The following is a 16,651-nucleotide window of genomic DNA, read 5'->3' as shown; positions in this document are numbered from 1 at the left end:
TCCCTATCCGTCGCGGGCGCAGGAAATTTGAGAAGAGCTGTCCTTAGTACGAGAGGACCGGGATGGACATACCGCTGGTGTACCAGTTGTCTTGCCAAAGGCATCGCTGGGTAGCTATGTATGGACGGGATAAATGCTGAAAGCATCTAAGCATGAAGCCCCCTTCAAGATGAGATTTCCCATTACGCAAGTAAGTAAGATCCCTCAAAGATGATGAGGTGGATAGGTCTGGGGTGGAAGCACGGCGACGTGTGCAGCTGACAGATACTAATCGATCGAGGACTTAACCTATTTTTAAGAAGTACTACTTGATGTACACAATGTCTTTTATTCAGTTTTGAGTGAACAAGCTTTACTCATCTGTCTAGTAACGATGGCGAAGAGGTCACACCCGTTCCCATACCGAACACGGAAGTTAAGCTCTTCAGCGCCGATGGTAGTCGGGGGCTTCCCCCTGTGAGAGTAGGACGTTGCTAGGCTTTTTATTTTTTTGAATTTTTTCATGGTCCCGTGGTGTAGCGGTTAACATGCCTGCCTGTCACGCAGGAGATCGCGGGTTCGATTCCCGTCGGGACCGCCATATTTTAACATTCCAAACGATTTCACCTTACCGGTGAAATCGTTTTTTCTTGTAGATGAACTTCCGCTGTCTAAGCTTTTGTTTTACTTTGTTTTTCTGTACACTAGTATTATGATGAAATTAGAAGGGTGCGTTGGCTGTGTGGAGAAAAGAAATAAAGTCAGTTGAAGAGATGGAAAAGTTGGCTGCTGAGATCGGCAGTTACTTGAAGCCGCCTGATGTACTGACACTTGAAGGCGATTTAGGTGCTGGCAAAACAACATTTGCGAAAGCACTTGCGAAGTCTATAGGTATCACCCGGACGGTCAGCAGTCCTACTTTTACGATTATTAAACAGTACGAAGGGAATTATCCCCTTAATCATTTAGACGTGTATCGTTTGGCTACTAGCGATGAAGACTTAGGGTGGGACGAGTTGTTTTATGGAGACGCGATTTCCATCATTGAGTGGGCGCAATTTATTGCAGATGAATTGCCTGAACAGCGCTTGGAGGTTGTTATTCATCATACAGGACCGGAAACACGCACAGTTGAACTAACGGCAAAAGGTGAACGATTTACACGTATTTGTGAGGAGATTTTTATATGATATGGTTAGGTATTGATACAGCGAACTCTCCATTGTCAGTAGCAATCGTCAAAGATGGCGAGTTACTGATTGAAGAGTCGAGTATGATGAAGGTCAATCACTCTTTGCGGGCAATGCCGGCTGTTGAAGAGGTCTGCCGAAAAACATCAATATCCCCTTCGGAAATTGATGCGATTGCAGTTTCTGAAGGACCGGGTTCTTATACAGGTGTGCGGATCGGTGTAACGATTGCAAAAACACTTGCTTGGACATTGGGCAAGCCGCTTTATGGAGTTTCCAGTTTGAAGTCTTTGGCTATGAATGGTCAGCTTTACAACGGGCTCCTATGCCCACTATTTGATGCTAGACGGTCTAATGTCTATTCGGCGATTTATCGTATGGCTGGAGAAGAGCTAGTGAGTGTGATGGAAGATCAGCACTGTGCACTGGCAGAGCTTTTAGAACAACTGAAAGAGATGAAAGAACCCATTTTATTTATTGGTGAAGATGTGAAGTTGCATGAGCAAAGTATTCGTGAGCAGTTGGGAGAACAAGCGAAATTCGCTTCATTTGCTGTGAATGTACCACGCGCTTCCTCTGTTATTTCATTAGCTATGCGGGCTGAACAAGCCGACTCTGTACATTCTTTTACTCCGCAGTATAGACGCATCACAGAAGCGGAAGCCAACTTGGTGAAGAAGGAGCCTACCAATGAGTGAGGATGTAGTATTTCGGAAAATGACGTTAGCAGATATTACTTCGGTGGCGAGTATCGAACGTGAAGCATTTGCTACGCCCTGGACAGAAGAGATCTTTGAGCATGAGCTGGCAGGCAATGAGTACTCTCATTATATTGTAGCGGAACTGGATGGCGAGATTATTGGTCACTGTGGTATGTGGATTGTTTTGGATGAATGTCATATTACGAATGTAGCAGTTCGCTCATCATTGCGCGGAAAAGGAATTGGAGAAGATCTCATGCGAAAGGCAATGGAGTTGTGCAGACTAAATGAAGTACGAACAATGACGTTGGAAGTGCGTGTCAGCAATGAACCAGCGCGGTCTCTTTATCGTAAATTGGGTTTTCAAGAAGGCGGGATCAGGAAAAACTATTATACGGACGACCATGAAGATGGGCTCGTCATGTGGGTGGAATTCGAATGAAGAAAGATCATTATATTTTAGGTATTGAAACAAGTTGTGATGAAACGGCAGCTTCGGTCGTGAAAAATGGTACCGAAATTGTATCATCTATAGTATCTTCGCAAATTCAACAGCAGAAACAATTCGGCGGAGTAGTGCCTGAAATCGCTTCTCGCTTACACGTGGAGCAAATCACACTCGTTATTGAAGAAGCGCTACGGGAAGCTGAAATTGTTCCAAAAGATTTGGAAGCTGTTGCTGTGACGGAGGGTCCTGGACTGGTAGGAGCCTTATTGATTGGGGTAAATGCAGCGAAGGCTTTTGCGTTTGCTAACCAATTGCCGCTGATCGGCGTACATCATATTGCAGGTCATGTGTATGCCAACCAACTGATGCATCCAATGGAGTTTCCGCTGCTAGCATTGATTGTTTCTGGCGGCCATACGGAACTCGTCGTCATGAAGTCCCACGGGTCCTTCGAGTTGATTGGAGAAACACGTGATGATGCAGCAGGAGAGGCTTACGACAAGGTGGCCCGTGTGCTTGGATTGCCTTATCCAGGTGGTCCGCAAGTAGATAGGCTTGCATTGGAAAGTGAGCAAAGCATTGATTTTCCGCGCGCTTGGCTAGAGGCGGATTCGTATGATTTCAGTTTCAGTGGTTTGAAATCAGCGGTCATTAATTATAAGCATAATATCGAGCAAAAAGGCGAACAGATCGATCCTCAGCATGTAGCTGCAGGTTTTCAACAGAGCGTTGTGGATGTGCTGACGGTAAAGACTGTGAAAGCAGCCAAACAATTTGATGTAAAACAAGTAATCGCTGCAGGAGGCGTAGCTGCCAATCAAGGCTTGCGCAAGTCTTTAACAGAGGCACTGCAAAAAGAAGGAATTCCTTTCTATGTTCCACCTATCGCGTTATGCACAGATAACGCGGCCATGATAGCGGCAGCTGGGTATGAGATGTGGAAAAGTGGCGTCCGCAGCGACTCAACGATGAATGGTCGTCCTGGTATGCCATTGAAATCATGGAATTATTAATAATGAACACATATTTTGCTAATATTCAGCAAAATATGTGTTTTTTCATTATGCGCAAGAAGAATTGTCAATAGGGAACGTTCGTACTTATACACAATTTGTGGATTAAATGTGAGTAAGTTTAGAAAGTTGTGCACGATGCGGGTGTGTCACTTGGATAACTTTGTGGATGTTTCGCATAAACTCTGTGGATAATGTTCATAACTATGTTCATATGTATTCAAAATGGGATTTCTACTGTGGAAAAGATTGTGGAGAAAAAAGGTGGATAAATCAAGAGAGCTCTTTGTGTATCAGTCATGTTGACGAATTACGTTTGCAATTGTAATGTGTAAGTCGTAATTTGTCAGACTATAAGTTATCATAATTTGTTACGGTGCAAACAATACTTAGTGTTGCCTCTTTGCTTCACTTACCCGGAATATAAGAAAAGACTGTCACTGAAAGAGTATCTCACTTTCAGGACAGCCGACTTTTCTTATAAATTTTCTAATTCATCTTGCAGCATTAACCATTCTTCAGCTTGTTCATCGTGTGTTGCTTGCAACTCGTCGATACGTCGTTGAATCTCCATCAACTGGACGTGGTCGTTCGCGATATCAGGATTCAATAACTGGGCTTGTAGTTCGGCGATTTCATCATCAAATGTTTCCATCTTCTTTTCGATTTCAGCAATCGCTCTAGTTAGCCGACGTTCTTGACGCTGAAACTCTTTTCCGGCATTTTCTTTCTTTGCAGCAGGTTCCTTTTCACGTTGCTCAACCTGTGTCACTGCAGCGATTTCTTCCATTTCTGTTTTCTTCTCGACATAGTAATCATAGTCGCCCAAGTATTCAACTGCGCCATGTTCGCTCAGTTCTATAACTTTCGTTGCGAGTCGATTGATGAAGTAGCGGTCATGGGAAACGAAAAGAATCGTTCCTGGAAAGTCATCCAGCGCGTTTTCAAGAATTTCTTTGCTGTCGAGATCCAAATGGTTTGTCGGCTCGTCCAAAATAAGTGTGTTGGACTTTTCCAGCATGAGCTGGGCCAATGAAAGCCTGGCTTTTTCTCCGCCTGATAACGACGTCACGTGCTTTTCGATGTCGTCGCCAGTAAACAGGAAGCGACCAAGCAAGGAGCGGATATCCTTTTCGTTCATCATGGGCCAGTCATCCCAGATTTCCTGCAGAACCGTACCAGACCCAATCAATGTTGCCTGGTTTTGGTCATAGTATCCGAACTGGACGTTGGTACCATAGCGAATATCGCCGTCAAGCAGCTCATTACGCTTGACGATGGTCTTCAGTAACGTCGACTTGCCGACGCCGTTCGGCCCGACAAAAGCAACGCGGTCTCCTTTATAGACGCGTACGGAAATATGTTCTGACACGGGCTGTGATCCATAGCCAATCTTTACGTCATCGAGGGAAAGGACATCATTGCCGCTCGGTCGATCCAATGAAAATGAAAAATTTGCGGACTTTTCATCGCCTTCAGGGGAATCCATCCAATCTCTTCGCTCCAGTTGTTTGCGTCGGCTCTTCGCCATTTTGGAAGTCGAAGCGCGTGCAATGTTTTTCTGGATGAACTCTTCAAGCTTCGCGCGCTCATCTTGTTCCTGCTCGAAAAGCTTTTGGTCCCTTTCATAATTCTTCGCTTTCTCATCTAAGTAGGTACTGTAATTTCCACTGTATTTCGTCACTTTTCGACGAGATACCTCATAGACTGTTGTCACGACCTTGTCGAGAAAATAACGGTCATGCGAAACAATCAGAATCGCCCCTTCGTAAGCGGATAGATAGCGCTCCAGCCAATTTAAGGTCTCGATGTCCAAATGGTTCGTCGGTTCATCCAGTATTAATAAATCCGGCTTGCTCAGCAGCATCCTAGCCAACGCGAGCCGCGTCTTTTGGCCGCCGGATAATAGATCGACAGGCTTCTCATAGTCTTCCGGATAAAACCGCATTCCATGAAGGACAGAACGCGCATCGGCCTCAAACTGATAGCCTCCTGCTTCCTTAAATGCAATCTGCAGTTCATCATATTCAGCCATAACACGCGCATAGCGGTCTGCGTCTTCGTAGACGGAAGGCTCGGCCATTTGATGCTCGAGGGTGCGTAAACGTTCTTCTTTTTGTCGAAGCGGTGCAAATACTGTCATTACTTCATCCCAAATCGTCAATTCTGAATCAATGCCGCTATGTTGCTCCAAATAGCCGACTCGTATGTCTTTCGGGATGATAATATCGCCTTCGTCGGCTGATAATTCGCCTGCTATTATTTTTAATAATGTCGATTTTCCGGCACCATTGCGTCCAACTAGTGCAACGCGGTCTCGATGTTGAACTTCGAGACGCACATTTTCCAGCAGGTCCGTGCCTGAAAAAGACTTGGTCAGTCCATTTACTTGTAAAATAATCAAGCCTCACACCTCTATTCCCTTCTAAGTTTAATGGAATCGGTAGCACCATGCAATAATCGGCTTTACAACTGATGGGTTCTCCTGTACGATAAAAGCGGCTCACCTTCGTTTTCCTTGAGGATTTAAGCGGAGGATGTAATAGGGCAACACTGGGGGTAAGGAAAGCAGTGGGTACAAAAAGAATTCCGCAGGCAACAACGAAACGATTGCCTTTATACTATAGATTTTTACGCAATTACGCAGATGCAGGTGTACAGCGAATTTCGTCTAGTGAATTAAGCGAAGCAATGAAGATTGATGCCGCTACAATTCGCAGGGACTTCTCGCATTTTGGTGCGCTGGGACGTAAAGGATACGGCTATGATGTTGATTCATTATTGCAGTTTTTCCGCGAGACACTAGACCAAGATGAAGAAACAAATGTGGCTTTGATCGGGGTCGGGAGTCTAGGGAATGCATTTCTGAAGTACAACTTCCAAAAGATTCACAACACGAAAATTGTTGTAGCATTTGATCCGAAAGCGCCTTATGACGGCGAAGAACGGAATCATATTCCGATCTATCCGCCTGATCGACTGGAGGAGAAAATCCTTGAACTAGGGATCGAAATGGTTATTTTGACCGTACCGAAGAGAGTGGCACAGGAATTGACGGACCGCCTCGCTCAAACTGGTGTGAAAGGAATTTTGAATTTCACCCCTGAACGGCTGGCTGTACCCGATACGATCCGTATCCAAAGCATCGATCTTTCCGGCGAGTTGCAGACATTGATTTATCTCATCAAAAATGACGTAAAAGATTCACAAATGAACTGACCTGGCAATAGTAAATGCGAGGGTTTTCGTGTAGAATAGACATATTATGAGGAGGTGACCAATCATGGCTCCAGGCGTTGGTAGTTTGTTAATTATTGCGGTTATCGCATTGCTTATATTTGGTCCTAAGAAGTTACCTGAAATCGGTAAAGCATTCGGTTCTTCATTGCGTGAGTTTAAAAACGCAACGAAAGGTCTTGCGGATGACGATGAGGTAAAAAAGGTTGAAGACAAGAAAGAAGAAGTGCGCTAAGTTAGGGTGTTAGTCTGATGGCAGATAAAAACTTAACGATCGTTGAACATATAGATGAGATTCGAAAACGGCTGATGGTTATCGTCGTTTTCTTTATTGTTGGCGTGATTGCCAGTTTCTTTTTTGCAAAGCCTTTGATTCACTTTATCCAATATGATACACCGGCAGAAGAAGTAGTGTTGAATGCATTTAATGTCGTCGATCCGGTTGTCATTTATTTAAAGGTAATCATTTTCTTGGCGATCATCATTATTTCACCGGTCCTAATGTATCAATTGTGGGCGTTCATATCCCCAGGTCTTCGTGATTTAGAAAGAAAAGTCACACTGTCGTACATTCCCTTTGCTTTTCTTCTGTTTTTAGCAGGGATCAGTTTCTCGTATTTCGTGTTACTGCCATATATTATGAAATTCATGATTAATTTGTCTGATCAATTAAACATTGAACAGACAATTGGTATTAACGAATACTTCTCTTTTCTTTTTTCTATACTTTTGCCGTTCGGTTTCGTTTTCCAGCTGCCGATCGTCATTTTATTTTTATCCCGTTTAGGAATATTGCAGCCAAAAGTCTTAGTGAAGGTACGGAAATATTCCTACTTTGGCCTGTTCGTATTGGCGGCATTCATCACACCTCCTGACATCGTATCGCATTTGTTCGTCACGGTTCCTTTGTTCATCCTATATGAAATCAGTATCGTGATCTCACGTCTAGGATATAGGAAGTTTGAAAAAGCTGAACAACTGCGGAAACTGGAAGAAGTGAAAGCAGAGCAGCAACGTCAAATCGATGAAGTGATGAATCAAACCGATTCAAACAAATAAAATTCAAGTCCTCTTGCCTATGCAGGAGGATTTTTTGTTTCTGTTATAAATTGGGTTCAGTTGAAGTACGCAGTATGGTAAACTAGCAGGGACAACGAGATTGGGAGGAAATGAGATTCAGTGAATAGAAAAAAGACTCAACGTCGATTGAGTAAATGGTTACTAGGTGCAGTTTTAGTCAGTGCGAGTGTCTATACTCCTATAACAGGAGGTCAAGCGGTTGCTGCAGAGCAATCTTATAAAGCTATGGAAGCGGGAATCAATCAGGTTATTACGAGTCAGCGCATGCGCGGTACGAAGAGCAGTATAGTTGTACGTGAGGCGGATTCGAATAAAATCGTATATCAATACCGAGCGGATCAAGGCGTCACGCCGGCGTCCAATGTTAAAGTGTTAACTGCGACGACTGCTCTTGAAGTGTTGGGCGAAGATTATACCTTCCAGACAGATGTATTAGCGAGTGGGCCCGTGAAAAACGGTGTCCTGAACGGCCAGCTTTATTTGCGGGGAACAGGGGATCCGACCTTAATGGAACGGGATTTGCAGCAGCTTGCGAAAGAGGTGCGTCAGTCAGGCATCAAGTCCATCACAGGAAATATTGTGGCGGATGATACATGGTTTGACACAAAGCGTTTATCTCCGGGTATTTATAAATCGGATGAAACGCATTATTACGCTGCACAAATCTCGGCATTGACGTTGTCGCCGAATGAAGATTATGATGCAGGGACAACGATCGTTCAAGCAAAACCAACGAAAAACGGCAAGCCGGCAGCCGTTACGTTAACTCCACACACAAACATTGTTAAAGTTGTCAATCGAACGCGAACGGTTCCTAAAGGTAAGCCGAACACAGTGACAATGGCTCGCCAATATGGAACGAATACGATCATCGTCTCAGGAAACATCCCCGTCAACTCGAGCGGTAAACGTCAATGGGTGACGGTTTCGAATCCGAGTGCATACACAGCAGATGTTTTCAAACGAGCGCTTGCTAAACAAGGCATCAGTTTCAGTAAAACTACGAAAGTAAGTCGATCCAAAACTCCAGCGAATGCCCAATTGCTTGCAACGAAAAAGTCGATGTCCTTGTACTACTTGATGATGCCCTTCATGAAGCTTAGCAACAATGCACATGCTGAAATTTTAGCAAAATCGATGGGACGGGCTGTATACAATGAAGGCAGCTGGGATGCCGGCTTGCGTGTTATGAGAGAAACGGTACAAAAAGACGGCATCAGTTTGAAAGGTATTTATTTAGAAGATGCTTCGGGTATGTCGCATAAAAATAAGATACCTTCTGAGAAAATCTCAGAAGTGTTATTCGAAGCTCAGACAAAGCCGTGGTATCCAACATTTGAACGTTCTTTGCCAGTTGCGGGAATAAACGATCGGATGCTGGGCGGTACATTGCGTAATCGTTTGACGAGCCCTCTGGTCAAAGGAAAAGTGTTGGCGAAAACAGGTTCATTAAACCATACAGATGCCTTATCAGGATATGTGAAAACGAAGAGTGGCGAAGAGCTGATTTTCAGTATTCTGACGGAAGGTGTGAAGAGTACTGCAAAACCTGACATTGATAAAATGGTACAAGTGATGGCGGCTCAATAAAAAATCTCTCCTTGCGTAATAAAATGCGAGGAGAGAATTTTTTATAGTAGGAATGTGATGATGCTTTGCTGCATATCCTGTAGTTGCTGCAATTTTTCTGCATTCCATTGTACGACTGTCACAAAGCCGTTCATCAAAAAGTGAGCGATCATCGGTGTGAGCAGTCTTTTTGTTTTGTAGTAGACAAATGCAAAAGCGAGTCCTGGCATCAAATACATGAGTAGATGCTGCAACTCGTTATGCACGGCAGCGAATACGACAGCACTCGCAATCGCAGCAATCCAGAAGTTCGTCTTCCTGTACAAGCCTCCGAATAAAATGCGGCGAAACACGACTTCTTCAAGGAATGGTGCAAAGAGAACCATAGGAAAGATGATGATTGGAGCAGTTTTCGCAATGTTTGAAAGTAATTCAGTATTTTCAGAGCCTGCTTCGACACCGAACATCGACTCGATTGCGGCTCCTAAGATTTGCCCGGCCATCGCTAGGAAAAATCCAATGATCCCCCAAAGAAGAACATTTCCCATATGTGCAGGCTTTCCTTTAAATACAGGAATGAATTTCTTGTTTTTTAGCAGGATGATGACAAAAATAATCGCGGCAATCGTGTTGACGGTGAAAAGCGTCCAAGCGAAACCGTGTGATAGAGCTTCAACTTGCGGTAATCCTTTTTCCGAGAAATAAAAGACCAGTACTGGCGCGAGAAATATGCTAGCGATTTGCATAAGAACGTAGGTAATAAAAAGTATTAGAGCGACAACCCAGTTTTTCACTGTACACAACCTTTCTTCCATACATATTGACCATTTTAACGCGAAAAAAGACGTTTGGCAAAAAAGAAAATGTCGAAAGCTTTTACTTGCAATTCTAAATGGAATTCTTTATGATAAGAGTTGTGTTAGCACTCATAGTTACTGAGTGCTAAAATTTCAAAACTAAACAATATCTCGAGGAGGTTGTTTCATTTGTTGAAACCACTAGGTGACCGTATCGTAATCGAATTAATCGAAGCAGAAGAAAAAACGTCAAGCGGCATTGTCTTACCAGACTCTGCAAAAGAAAAGCCGCAAGAAGGAAAAGTAATTGCTGTTGGTACAGGCCGTGTTCTTGAGAACGGACAACGTGTGAACTTGGAAGTATCAGAAGGTGACCGTATCATCTTCTCTAAATATGCAGGCACAGAAGTGAAATATGAAGGTACTGAATACTTGATCTTGCGTGAAAGCGATATCTTGGCAACGATCGGTTAATCGACTGTTATAAAAACAAAAGATATGAAAAATCAGGAGGGAATCATTTAAATGGCTAAAGAACTTAAATTTAACGAAGAAGCACGTACTGCAATGCTACGCGGCGTAGATACATTGGCAGATGCTGTTAAAGTAACACTTGGACCAAAAGGACGTAACGTCGTACTTGAGCGTAAATTTGGCTCTCCATTGATCACAAATGATGGTGTTACAATTGCAAAAGAAATCGAATTAGAAAATGCATTCGAAAACATGGGCGCAAAGCTTGTGGCGGAAGTAGCTTCTAAAACGAATGAAATTGCAGGGGACGGAACAACAACAGCTACGGTTCTAGCACAGGCTATGATTCGTGAAGGTTTGAAAAACGTAACAGCTGGCGCAAATCCAGTAGGCATCCGTAAAGGAATCGAAAAAGCAGTAGTAGCAGCAGTAGAAGGGCTACAAGGCGTTTCCGATGAAATCGAAAGCAAGCAAGAAATTGCACAAGTAGCAGCTATTTCTTCAGGCGATGAAGAAGTCGGCGATTTGATTGCACAAGCGATGGAACGCGTTGGAAACGATGGCGTCATCACAATCGAAGAGTCTAAAGGCTTCACAACAGAACTTGATGTGGTAGAAGGTATGCAATTCGACCGCGGATATGCATCTGCTTATATGGCAACAGATACAGATAAGATGGAAGCATCTTTGGACAACCCGTATATCTTGATCACAGACAAGAAGATTACGAATATCCAAGAAATTCTTCCTGTACTTGAGCAGGTTGTTCAGCAAGGTAAGCCACTTCTTATCATTGCAGAAGATGTTGAAGGAGAAGCATTGGCTACTCTAGTCGTCAACAAACTTCGTGGAACATTCAACGCAGTTGCAGTGAAGGCACCTGGCTTTGGTGATCGCCGTAAAGCGATGCTAGAAGACATTGCAGTCTTGACAGGCGGACAAGTCATCACAGAAGACTTAGGACTTGATCTGAAGTCTGCAGACCTTACTTCACTAGGTCGCGCATCGAAAGTCGTTGTTACAAAAGATCACACAACAATCGTTGAAGGCAGCGGAGACGCAGGTGCAATCGAATCACGCGTAGGCCAAATTCGTTCACAACTCGAAGAAACAACTTCTGAATTCGACAAGGAGAAATTGCAAGAGCGTTTAGCTAAACTAGCTGGCGGCGTAGCAGTAATCAAAGTCGGAGCGGCTACAGAAACTGAGTTAAAAGAGCGTAAACTTCGAATTGAAGACGCATTGAACTCTACACGTGCAGCTGTTGAAGAAGGAATTGTATCGGGTGGCGGTACTGCACTTGTGAATGTTTACAAGCAAGTAGAAGCATTACTAGAATCAACAGAAGGCGACGTAGCAACAGGAGTCAAAATCGTTCTACGTGCACTAGAAGAACCAGTACGTCAGATCGCTACAAACGCAGGTCTTGAAGGATCTATCGTAGTGGACCGCTTGAAGCGCGAAGAAGTCGGCATCGGTTTCAACGCAGCAGACGGCGAGTGGGTCAACATGGTAGAAGCAGGTATCGTGGACCCGACTAAAGTTACGCGTTACGCATTGCAGAACGCGGCATCTGTAGCGGCTATGTTCTTGACTACAGAGGCTGTAGTTGCTGATTTACCAGAAGCAGCTGGCCCTGCTATGCCTGATATGGGCGGTATGGGTGGCATGGGCGGCATGATGTAAGTGAAACTCTAAGCCCTTGATATGACATGGGTTAGAGCACTGATCATCAAACCGTGTTCATTTTATTAGTCATAAGCGCCAATAAAATCACTCAAAATATAGAGGTCTCTCATTAATTCACTGAATTTTTGAGAGGTCTCTTTTTCTAATCCTCTTGTTAGATGTCCGTAAATTTCGTCCGTCGTCGCTACTGAAGAATGCCCGAGCCTATGGGAGATAACTTTCATATTAACATTTGCTTCAATTAACAACGAAGCATGTGTATGCTGGAATGAGTGTGGCGTGATGTGCTTACATAAGTCAGGCATTTTTGCTAGCAGACGCTGTAGACGGTTGGAAAATTGCTTAATTGTACATGGATAGCCTTCCGAACAAGTGAAAATGAAACCCTGATCTTTGTATAAGCGTTTATTTATCTTAATAAATTCATTTTTCTAGTAACATTTACAAGTATCTGTCACTGTCTTGTGACAAGCTGTCTGCACTGGCATCATTGTAGTAGGACTACATAATTAGGAAAATGGACTTTATGCAAAGAGGAGGGCAGATGTATGAACTTTAAGATGGTTAATAACAAGGGAGATAATACGCTGCTGAATCTATTGAAAACAGAGATTGAGTCTAAATTAATAGTAGCGTTAGCAGCTGCGTACTTTAGCCTCTACGTCTAAAATGAATAGGTTTCGGTAAATGAATTGCGCTTTCCGATAAACCAACAGTCGCCAATATTTAAAAGGACAATGCCGCTTGTAATTAAAATTAACCCGGCAATTCTTTTCTTATGTAATTTTTCTTTATAGAGAATTGAGTCTATACTTGGTATCGATCGCTTAAATTTTGAGCGCGAAAAGCTGTAAAAGTAAAAAGGTAGAATTAAAACAAAAAGTGACTTCGTTAACGTAATGGCCGAGGTCATCTTTAACACTTCTATAGGGATACTGATGTCAGGAGATGAGATAATAACATTTAAAATTTCACTATGAGCATAATACGAAATTTGTTATATTGAAAAATTATAAATAAAGGATGGAGTTTAATGCAATTTATGCTAGACCGTTCAATAAGAAAACCTATGTATAGGCAACTTGCAGAACAAATAGAGAATGGGATTATATCGGGAGATTTATCTCAGGACCAGCCATTGCCATCTGAACGTGAGTTAGCAAAAAAGTTACAGATAAATCGGAGTACAGTTGTGACTGCTTATGATGAGTTAGAGGCGATTGGATTAATTGTCAGAAGAAAAGGAAGCGGCACTTATATAAATACGGATATATGGGGACTAACTCATAAAAGAGTCCCCAATTGGGGTAGATATGTAGAAGATGGCTCATTTCTTCCGAATCTTCCGTTGGTTCAGAAACTTCGTAATGAAACTGAGCAAGAAGGAATGATTAACCTATCAAGCGGGGAACTTGCAGCAGATTTACTACCTAACGCCCAATTCGCTAGGATTCTTAAAGATCATGCGTTTGATGAGCATTTAGGTTACGATCATCCTTTAGGCGATGCGGGATTACGGGAGACAATTTGTAAACATGTAAAAACCTATAAAAATATGGATGTTGAGCCAAACTCCATACTGATTACGTCCGGTGCACAGCAAGCAATACATCTAATCGTTCAATGCCTGTTAAAACCAGGTGATACAGTAGCTATTGAAGATCCATCCTACGCATACTCTTTACCGATCTTTCAATCGTTTGGTATTAGAACGCTATTACTCCCAGTTGATCAATATGGCTTAAATCCTGATGATATTGTAGCTTTACAAAGAAAACATCGAATTCGTATGCTTTTTTTAAATCCTGATTATCAAAATCCTACTGGCACAAAAATGTCTCTGGAACGTCGAAAAAGAATATTGGAATTATCATCAAAGTACGGTATTCCCATAATAGAGGATGATCCTTATAATTTGACGTCATTCGATGGGCGCATTGGACCCACGTTAAAGTCAATGGACGATAATGAAAATGTTGTATACATTAGTTCTTTATCAAAAGTTGTTGCATCAGGATTACGCATTGGTTGGATTATTGGACCAGAAAAAGTGATTAAGCGTTTATCAGATGGCAAACAGCAAATTGACTTTGGTCATAGTGTTTTTCCTCAATGGATAGCGAATCAATTTCTAGATTCCCCTCAATTTGACAAGCATGTTTCAAATTTAAGGATTCAACTGAGGGAGCGTAGGGATGCGTTAATTTTAGCATTGGACAGTTTAACTGAAAATGAGGTTACATATTTAGTGCCACAAGGCGGAATTCATTTATGGTGTAAAATAAATCACGAAATTGATGGATATAAGTTACTTGAAGAATCTATGAAAAAAGGCGTTTCATTTGTACCTGGAAGAATAATGGGTTCAACAAATGGATACGTTCGATTTACTTATGGAAAAGGTAACGGAGCCTCAATACAAGAAGGCATTTCAAGGTTTGTCTACGCGTTAAGAAGTTACGGGATATAATGGTATTTTATTCTCGGGTATTGTTTAAAAAAATGTTTAAATTTTAAAGACTGCCAATTATTTTTCAGTGAACCCAATTATTCCCTAGAATTGTGTCGTTGTTGTATTGTTACGTCAACAACATAATTTAGGGGACGATTGTGAATAATCCACCCCTCGGTCAAAGAGTCTACAGGAAGAATCTAAAGAATGTATCATTGAAATACGAACTTTTTCAGTGGGTTTAGACGGTTCCTGAGACTCGAAAAAAACATGTGCTTTTTCACTGGTACCGAACCGTCCTCCGTTATTAATAAAATATAAATATAGCTATAAGAGTCAATACAACAATAAATGGGATTGATAAAACATAAACCCACAGCAAACTGGAAAAACTTTTTTCACTATTGTAATTTTCATTCCTAGAATTAGCAACGGATATGGTCAAGATTACTCCGATAGCTAAAATAATGACCACGAAAATCATTGATACAATAAGGGCTAACTTCATGCCTTCCTCCTTTTTAGAAATAAATTTCCTCGTTCTATATGTTATAATTCTATAATATAAAGCATTTTTGAGGACCATCCACTTAGGGGTTATTTAAACCAACCACTTTTTATGTAGCGAGTATCTTGTCGTCGAGTGCCAGTCACTCACACAACTAAGAATGTAAAAGAGATTAAATAATCATTCATGACACAGAAAATAATTTGTATAATTTTTTTACTTTCTAAAAATTTTTAAGGGTTTACTTATTTTAATAAATGAATGTTAAAAAGTATTGGACCTAAGACTTACTACTGCTTTTATCAGCCTTTATATTAGTTTCTTTTAAAAGACTTATAAATGGTTAAGGTTTATAGTGTCCAGGGATTAAAGTAAATCTCCAAAATTGAAATAGTAGCAAAACGTATTTGTTAATATAGAGAATCTCATCCATATATATGGTGAGATTTTTTATTATCAAATAAATTCCTTTTATTGTCACAAGAGATTGATTCATCATTTAGAATTGTTTATCGGTTTTCTGTGAAATGTTGATATAACGGTGTTTCTTTGTGGTTGTTTTAGAGGATTTTAGTTGCTAACTTAGGGGTGGCATGATGTAATTCACCCGCACCGATTGTAATAAAGTGAACAAAACCCCTTCCAAGGCCGATTACGGATTCGGAAGGGATTTTTTACATTTTGGTGCTATCTTTCATATCTTAGACAATTGATTATGTTGATAAAACAACTCCCTATTGATTACAGACAGGTTAATGCGATAATGAATTCAAGGAGTACTAATAAGTGTCACATTCAATTGTATAAGAAGATTTAATTTATTTTTTTAATAAGCTAAATAGAGAGTTGTACGATATAACGACTTGTTGGTAATAGCCGACCAACTTGTCCCGAACTGTTGTTTGTCTATCCTCTTCAACAGATTCTTCCTCTTCGTCAGCTGGTTGTTCAGTAGCCTCTTCGCCATCGGCAGGTACTTCAATTGCATCTTCTTCGTCAGCTGGTTGTTCAGTGGCCTCTTCGCCATTGGCAGGTACTTTAACTGCATCTTCGTCAGCTGGTTGTTCAGTGGCCTCTTCGCCATCAGCAGGTACTTCAACTGCTTCTTCTTCATCAGTTGGTTGTTCCGAAGTGTCGTCAGCATTGCCAGGTTCCTGCAAAACATTGTCTTCATCTTCTGGTAAGATCATTTCAAGTTGATCCTGAATTAGGAAATCATAATACTCGATTAAACTTACATAGTTTTGTATGACAGATCTATATTCATTTACTAGCTCATCTGTTATAATAGTGCTATCGGTAGATTGGTCAGTTGTCGTAATATCTTCATTGATATTATCGTCAGCTGGCCTTTCTGTTTCATCAGTTTCATTTGCCGCCTCATCTTCACTAGCAGGCTCATCAGCAGGTTCTTCTTCAATCTCAGTTTCGTCAGCTGTCTCATCATCAATTATAGGTGTATCCGTTGCATCGTCTTCCTCAACCGGCACCTCTGTTGCTTCATCTTCGATTAC

Annotated in this window: 14 protein-coding genes, 1 tRNA gene, 2 rRNA genes and 1 pseudogene; 14 read left to right on the top strand and 4 right to left on the bottom strand. The window is 41.8% G+C overall.

Annotated elements, in window-relative coordinates; genetic code table 11:
• The 7 genes from B5D59_RS17510 to tsaD all read left to right on the top strand — a co-directional run.
• A 23S ribosomal RNA gene (locus B5D59_RS17510) occupies window positions 1-291 on the top strand; the annotation flags it as partial.
• A gap of 72 nt (window positions 292-363) precedes the next feature.
• A 5S ribosomal RNA gene (gene rrf / locus B5D59_RS17505) occupies window positions 364-479 on the top strand.
• A gap of 25 nt (window positions 480-504) precedes the next feature.
• Window positions 505-580 (top strand) — tRNA-Asp (locus B5D59_RS17500).
• Between the two features lie 172 nt (window positions 581-752).
• A complete protein-coding gene (gene tsaE / locus B5D59_RS17495) occupies window positions 753-1,169 on the top strand; it encodes a tRNA (adenosine(37)-N6)-threonylcarbamoyltransferase complex ATPase subunit type 1 TsaE (protein WP_050804727.1) in 417 nt (138 codons plus the stop codon).
• Window positions 1,166-1,867 (top strand): tRNA (adenosine(37)-N6)-threonylcarbamoyltransferase complex dimerization subunit type 1 TsaB, encoded by a 702-nt coding sequence (gene tsaB / locus B5D59_RS17490; RefSeq protein ID WP_078818815.1) that lies wholly within the window; start codon window positions 1,166-1,168, stop codon window positions 1,865-1,867. Before tsaE ends, tsaB begins: the two co-directional genes overlap by 4 nt.
• Window positions 1,860-2,312 carry a ribosomal protein S18-alanine N-acetyltransferase gene (gene rimI, locus B5D59_RS17485; protein WP_009498849.1) on the top strand — a complete coding sequence of 151 codons (453 nt, stop codon included), beginning with the start codon at window positions 1,860-1,862 and terminating at the stop codon, window positions 2,310-2,312. The genes tsaB and rimI overlap by 8 nt, the downstream gene beginning before the upstream one ends.
• The gene (tsaD, locus tag B5D59_RS17480; protein ID WP_009498847.1) at window positions 2,309-3,331 is read left to right on the top strand and encodes a tRNA (adenosine(37)-N6)-threonylcarbamoyltransferase complex transferase subunit TsaD; all 1,023 of its coding nucleotides are present in this window, start codon (window positions 2,309-2,311) and stop codon (window positions 3,329-3,331) included. The genes rimI and tsaD overlap by 4 nt, the downstream gene beginning before the upstream one ends.
• Before the next feature lie 478 nt (window positions 3,332-3,809).
• On the opposite strand, the gene B5D59_RS17475 is transcribed toward tsaD, so the two are convergent.
• The gene (locus tag B5D59_RS17475; protein ID WP_078818814.1) at window positions 3,810-5,735 is read right to left on the bottom strand and encodes an ABC-F family ATP-binding cassette domain-containing protein; all 1,926 of its coding nucleotides are present in this window, start codon (window positions 5,733-5,735) and stop codon (window positions 3,810-3,812) included.
• Window positions 5,736-5,902: 167 nt separating this feature from the next.
• Here B5D59_RS17475 and B5D59_RS17470 point away from each other — a divergent pair, with 167 nt between their 5' ends.
• From B5D59_RS17470 to dacB, 4 genes are all read left to right on the top strand, one after another.
• A complete protein-coding gene (locus tag B5D59_RS17470) occupies window positions 5,903-6,550 on the top strand; it encodes a redox-sensing transcriptional repressor Rex (protein ID WP_009498844.1) in 648 nt (215 codons plus the stop codon).
• Between the two features lie 64 nt (window positions 6,551-6,614).
• The gene (locus B5D59_RS17465) at window positions 6,615-6,803 is read left to right on the top strand and encodes a twin-arginine translocase TatA/TatE family subunit (RefSeq protein ID WP_009498842.1); all 189 of its coding nucleotides are present in this window, start codon (window positions 6,615-6,617) and stop codon (window positions 6,801-6,803) included.
• Between the two features lie 17 nt (window positions 6,804-6,820).
• Window positions 6,821-7,627 carry a twin-arginine translocase subunit TatC gene (gene tatC, locus B5D59_RS17460; protein WP_009498840.1) on the top strand — a complete coding sequence of 269 codons (807 nt, stop codon included), beginning with the start codon at window positions 6,821-6,823 and terminating at the stop codon, window positions 7,625-7,627.
• Window positions 7,628-7,747: 120 nt separating this feature from the next.
• Window positions 7,748-9,238: a D-alanyl-D-alanine carboxypeptidase/D-alanyl-D-alanine endopeptidase gene (gene dacB, locus B5D59_RS17455; RefSeq protein WP_078818813.1), complete on the top strand. Its 1,491-nt coding sequence runs from the start codon at window positions 7,748-7,750 to the stop codon at window positions 9,236-9,238.
• 41 nt (window positions 9,239-9,279) lie between these two features.
• On the opposite strand, the gene B5D59_RS17450 is transcribed toward dacB, so the two are convergent.
• Window positions 9,280-10,011 (bottom strand): CPBP family intramembrane glutamic endopeptidase, encoded by a 732-nt coding sequence (locus tag B5D59_RS17450; RefSeq protein ID WP_176132628.1) that lies wholly within the window; start codon window positions 10,009-10,011, stop codon window positions 9,280-9,282.
• Window positions 10,012-10,203: 192 nt separating this feature from the next.
• Between B5D59_RS17450 and groES the strand changes: the two genes are divergently transcribed.
• Window positions 10,204-10,488 (top strand): co-chaperone GroES, encoded by a 285-nt coding sequence (gene groES / locus B5D59_RS17445; RefSeq protein WP_009498837.1) that lies wholly within the window; start codon window positions 10,204-10,206, stop codon window positions 10,486-10,488.
• Window positions 10,489-10,539: 51 nt separating this feature from the next.
• Window positions 10,540-12,174, top strand: a complete 1,635-nt coding sequence (gene groL / locus B5D59_RS17440) for a chaperonin GroEL (RefSeq protein ID WP_009498836.1) — start codon at window positions 10,540-10,542, stop codon at window positions 12,172-12,174.
• A 65-nt stretch (window positions 12,175-12,239) separates the two neighbouring features.
• On the opposite strand, the gene B5D59_RS18745 is transcribed toward groL, so the two are convergent.
• On the bottom strand, window positions 12,240-12,590 hold the full coding sequence (locus tag B5D59_RS18745) for a tyrosine-type recombinase/integrase (protein WP_425441364.1): 351 nt from the start codon (window positions 12,588-12,590) through the stop codon (window positions 12,240-12,242).
• A gap of 620 nt (window positions 12,591-13,210) precedes the next feature.
• Between B5D59_RS18745 and pdxR the strand changes: the two genes are divergently transcribed.
• Window positions 13,211-14,647 (top strand): MocR-like pyridoxine biosynthesis transcription factor PdxR, encoded by a 1,437-nt coding sequence (gene pdxR / locus B5D59_RS17430; protein ID WP_078818810.1) that lies wholly within the window; start codon window positions 13,211-13,213, stop codon window positions 14,645-14,647.
• Window positions 14,648-15,955: 1,308 nt separating this feature from the next.
• Here pdxR and B5D59_RS17420 read toward each other — a convergent pair.
• Window positions 15,956-16,651, bottom strand: a pseudogene (locus tag B5D59_RS17420) (hypothetical protein); the annotation flags it as partial.

The organism is Sporosarcina newyorkensis (genome assembly GCF_900167515.1).
Classification (GTDB): Bacteria; Bacillota; Bacilli; order Bacillales_A; family Planococcaceae; genus Sporosarcina; species Sporosarcina newyorkensis.
This window is presented reverse-complemented; position numbering and strand designations above follow the sequence as displayed.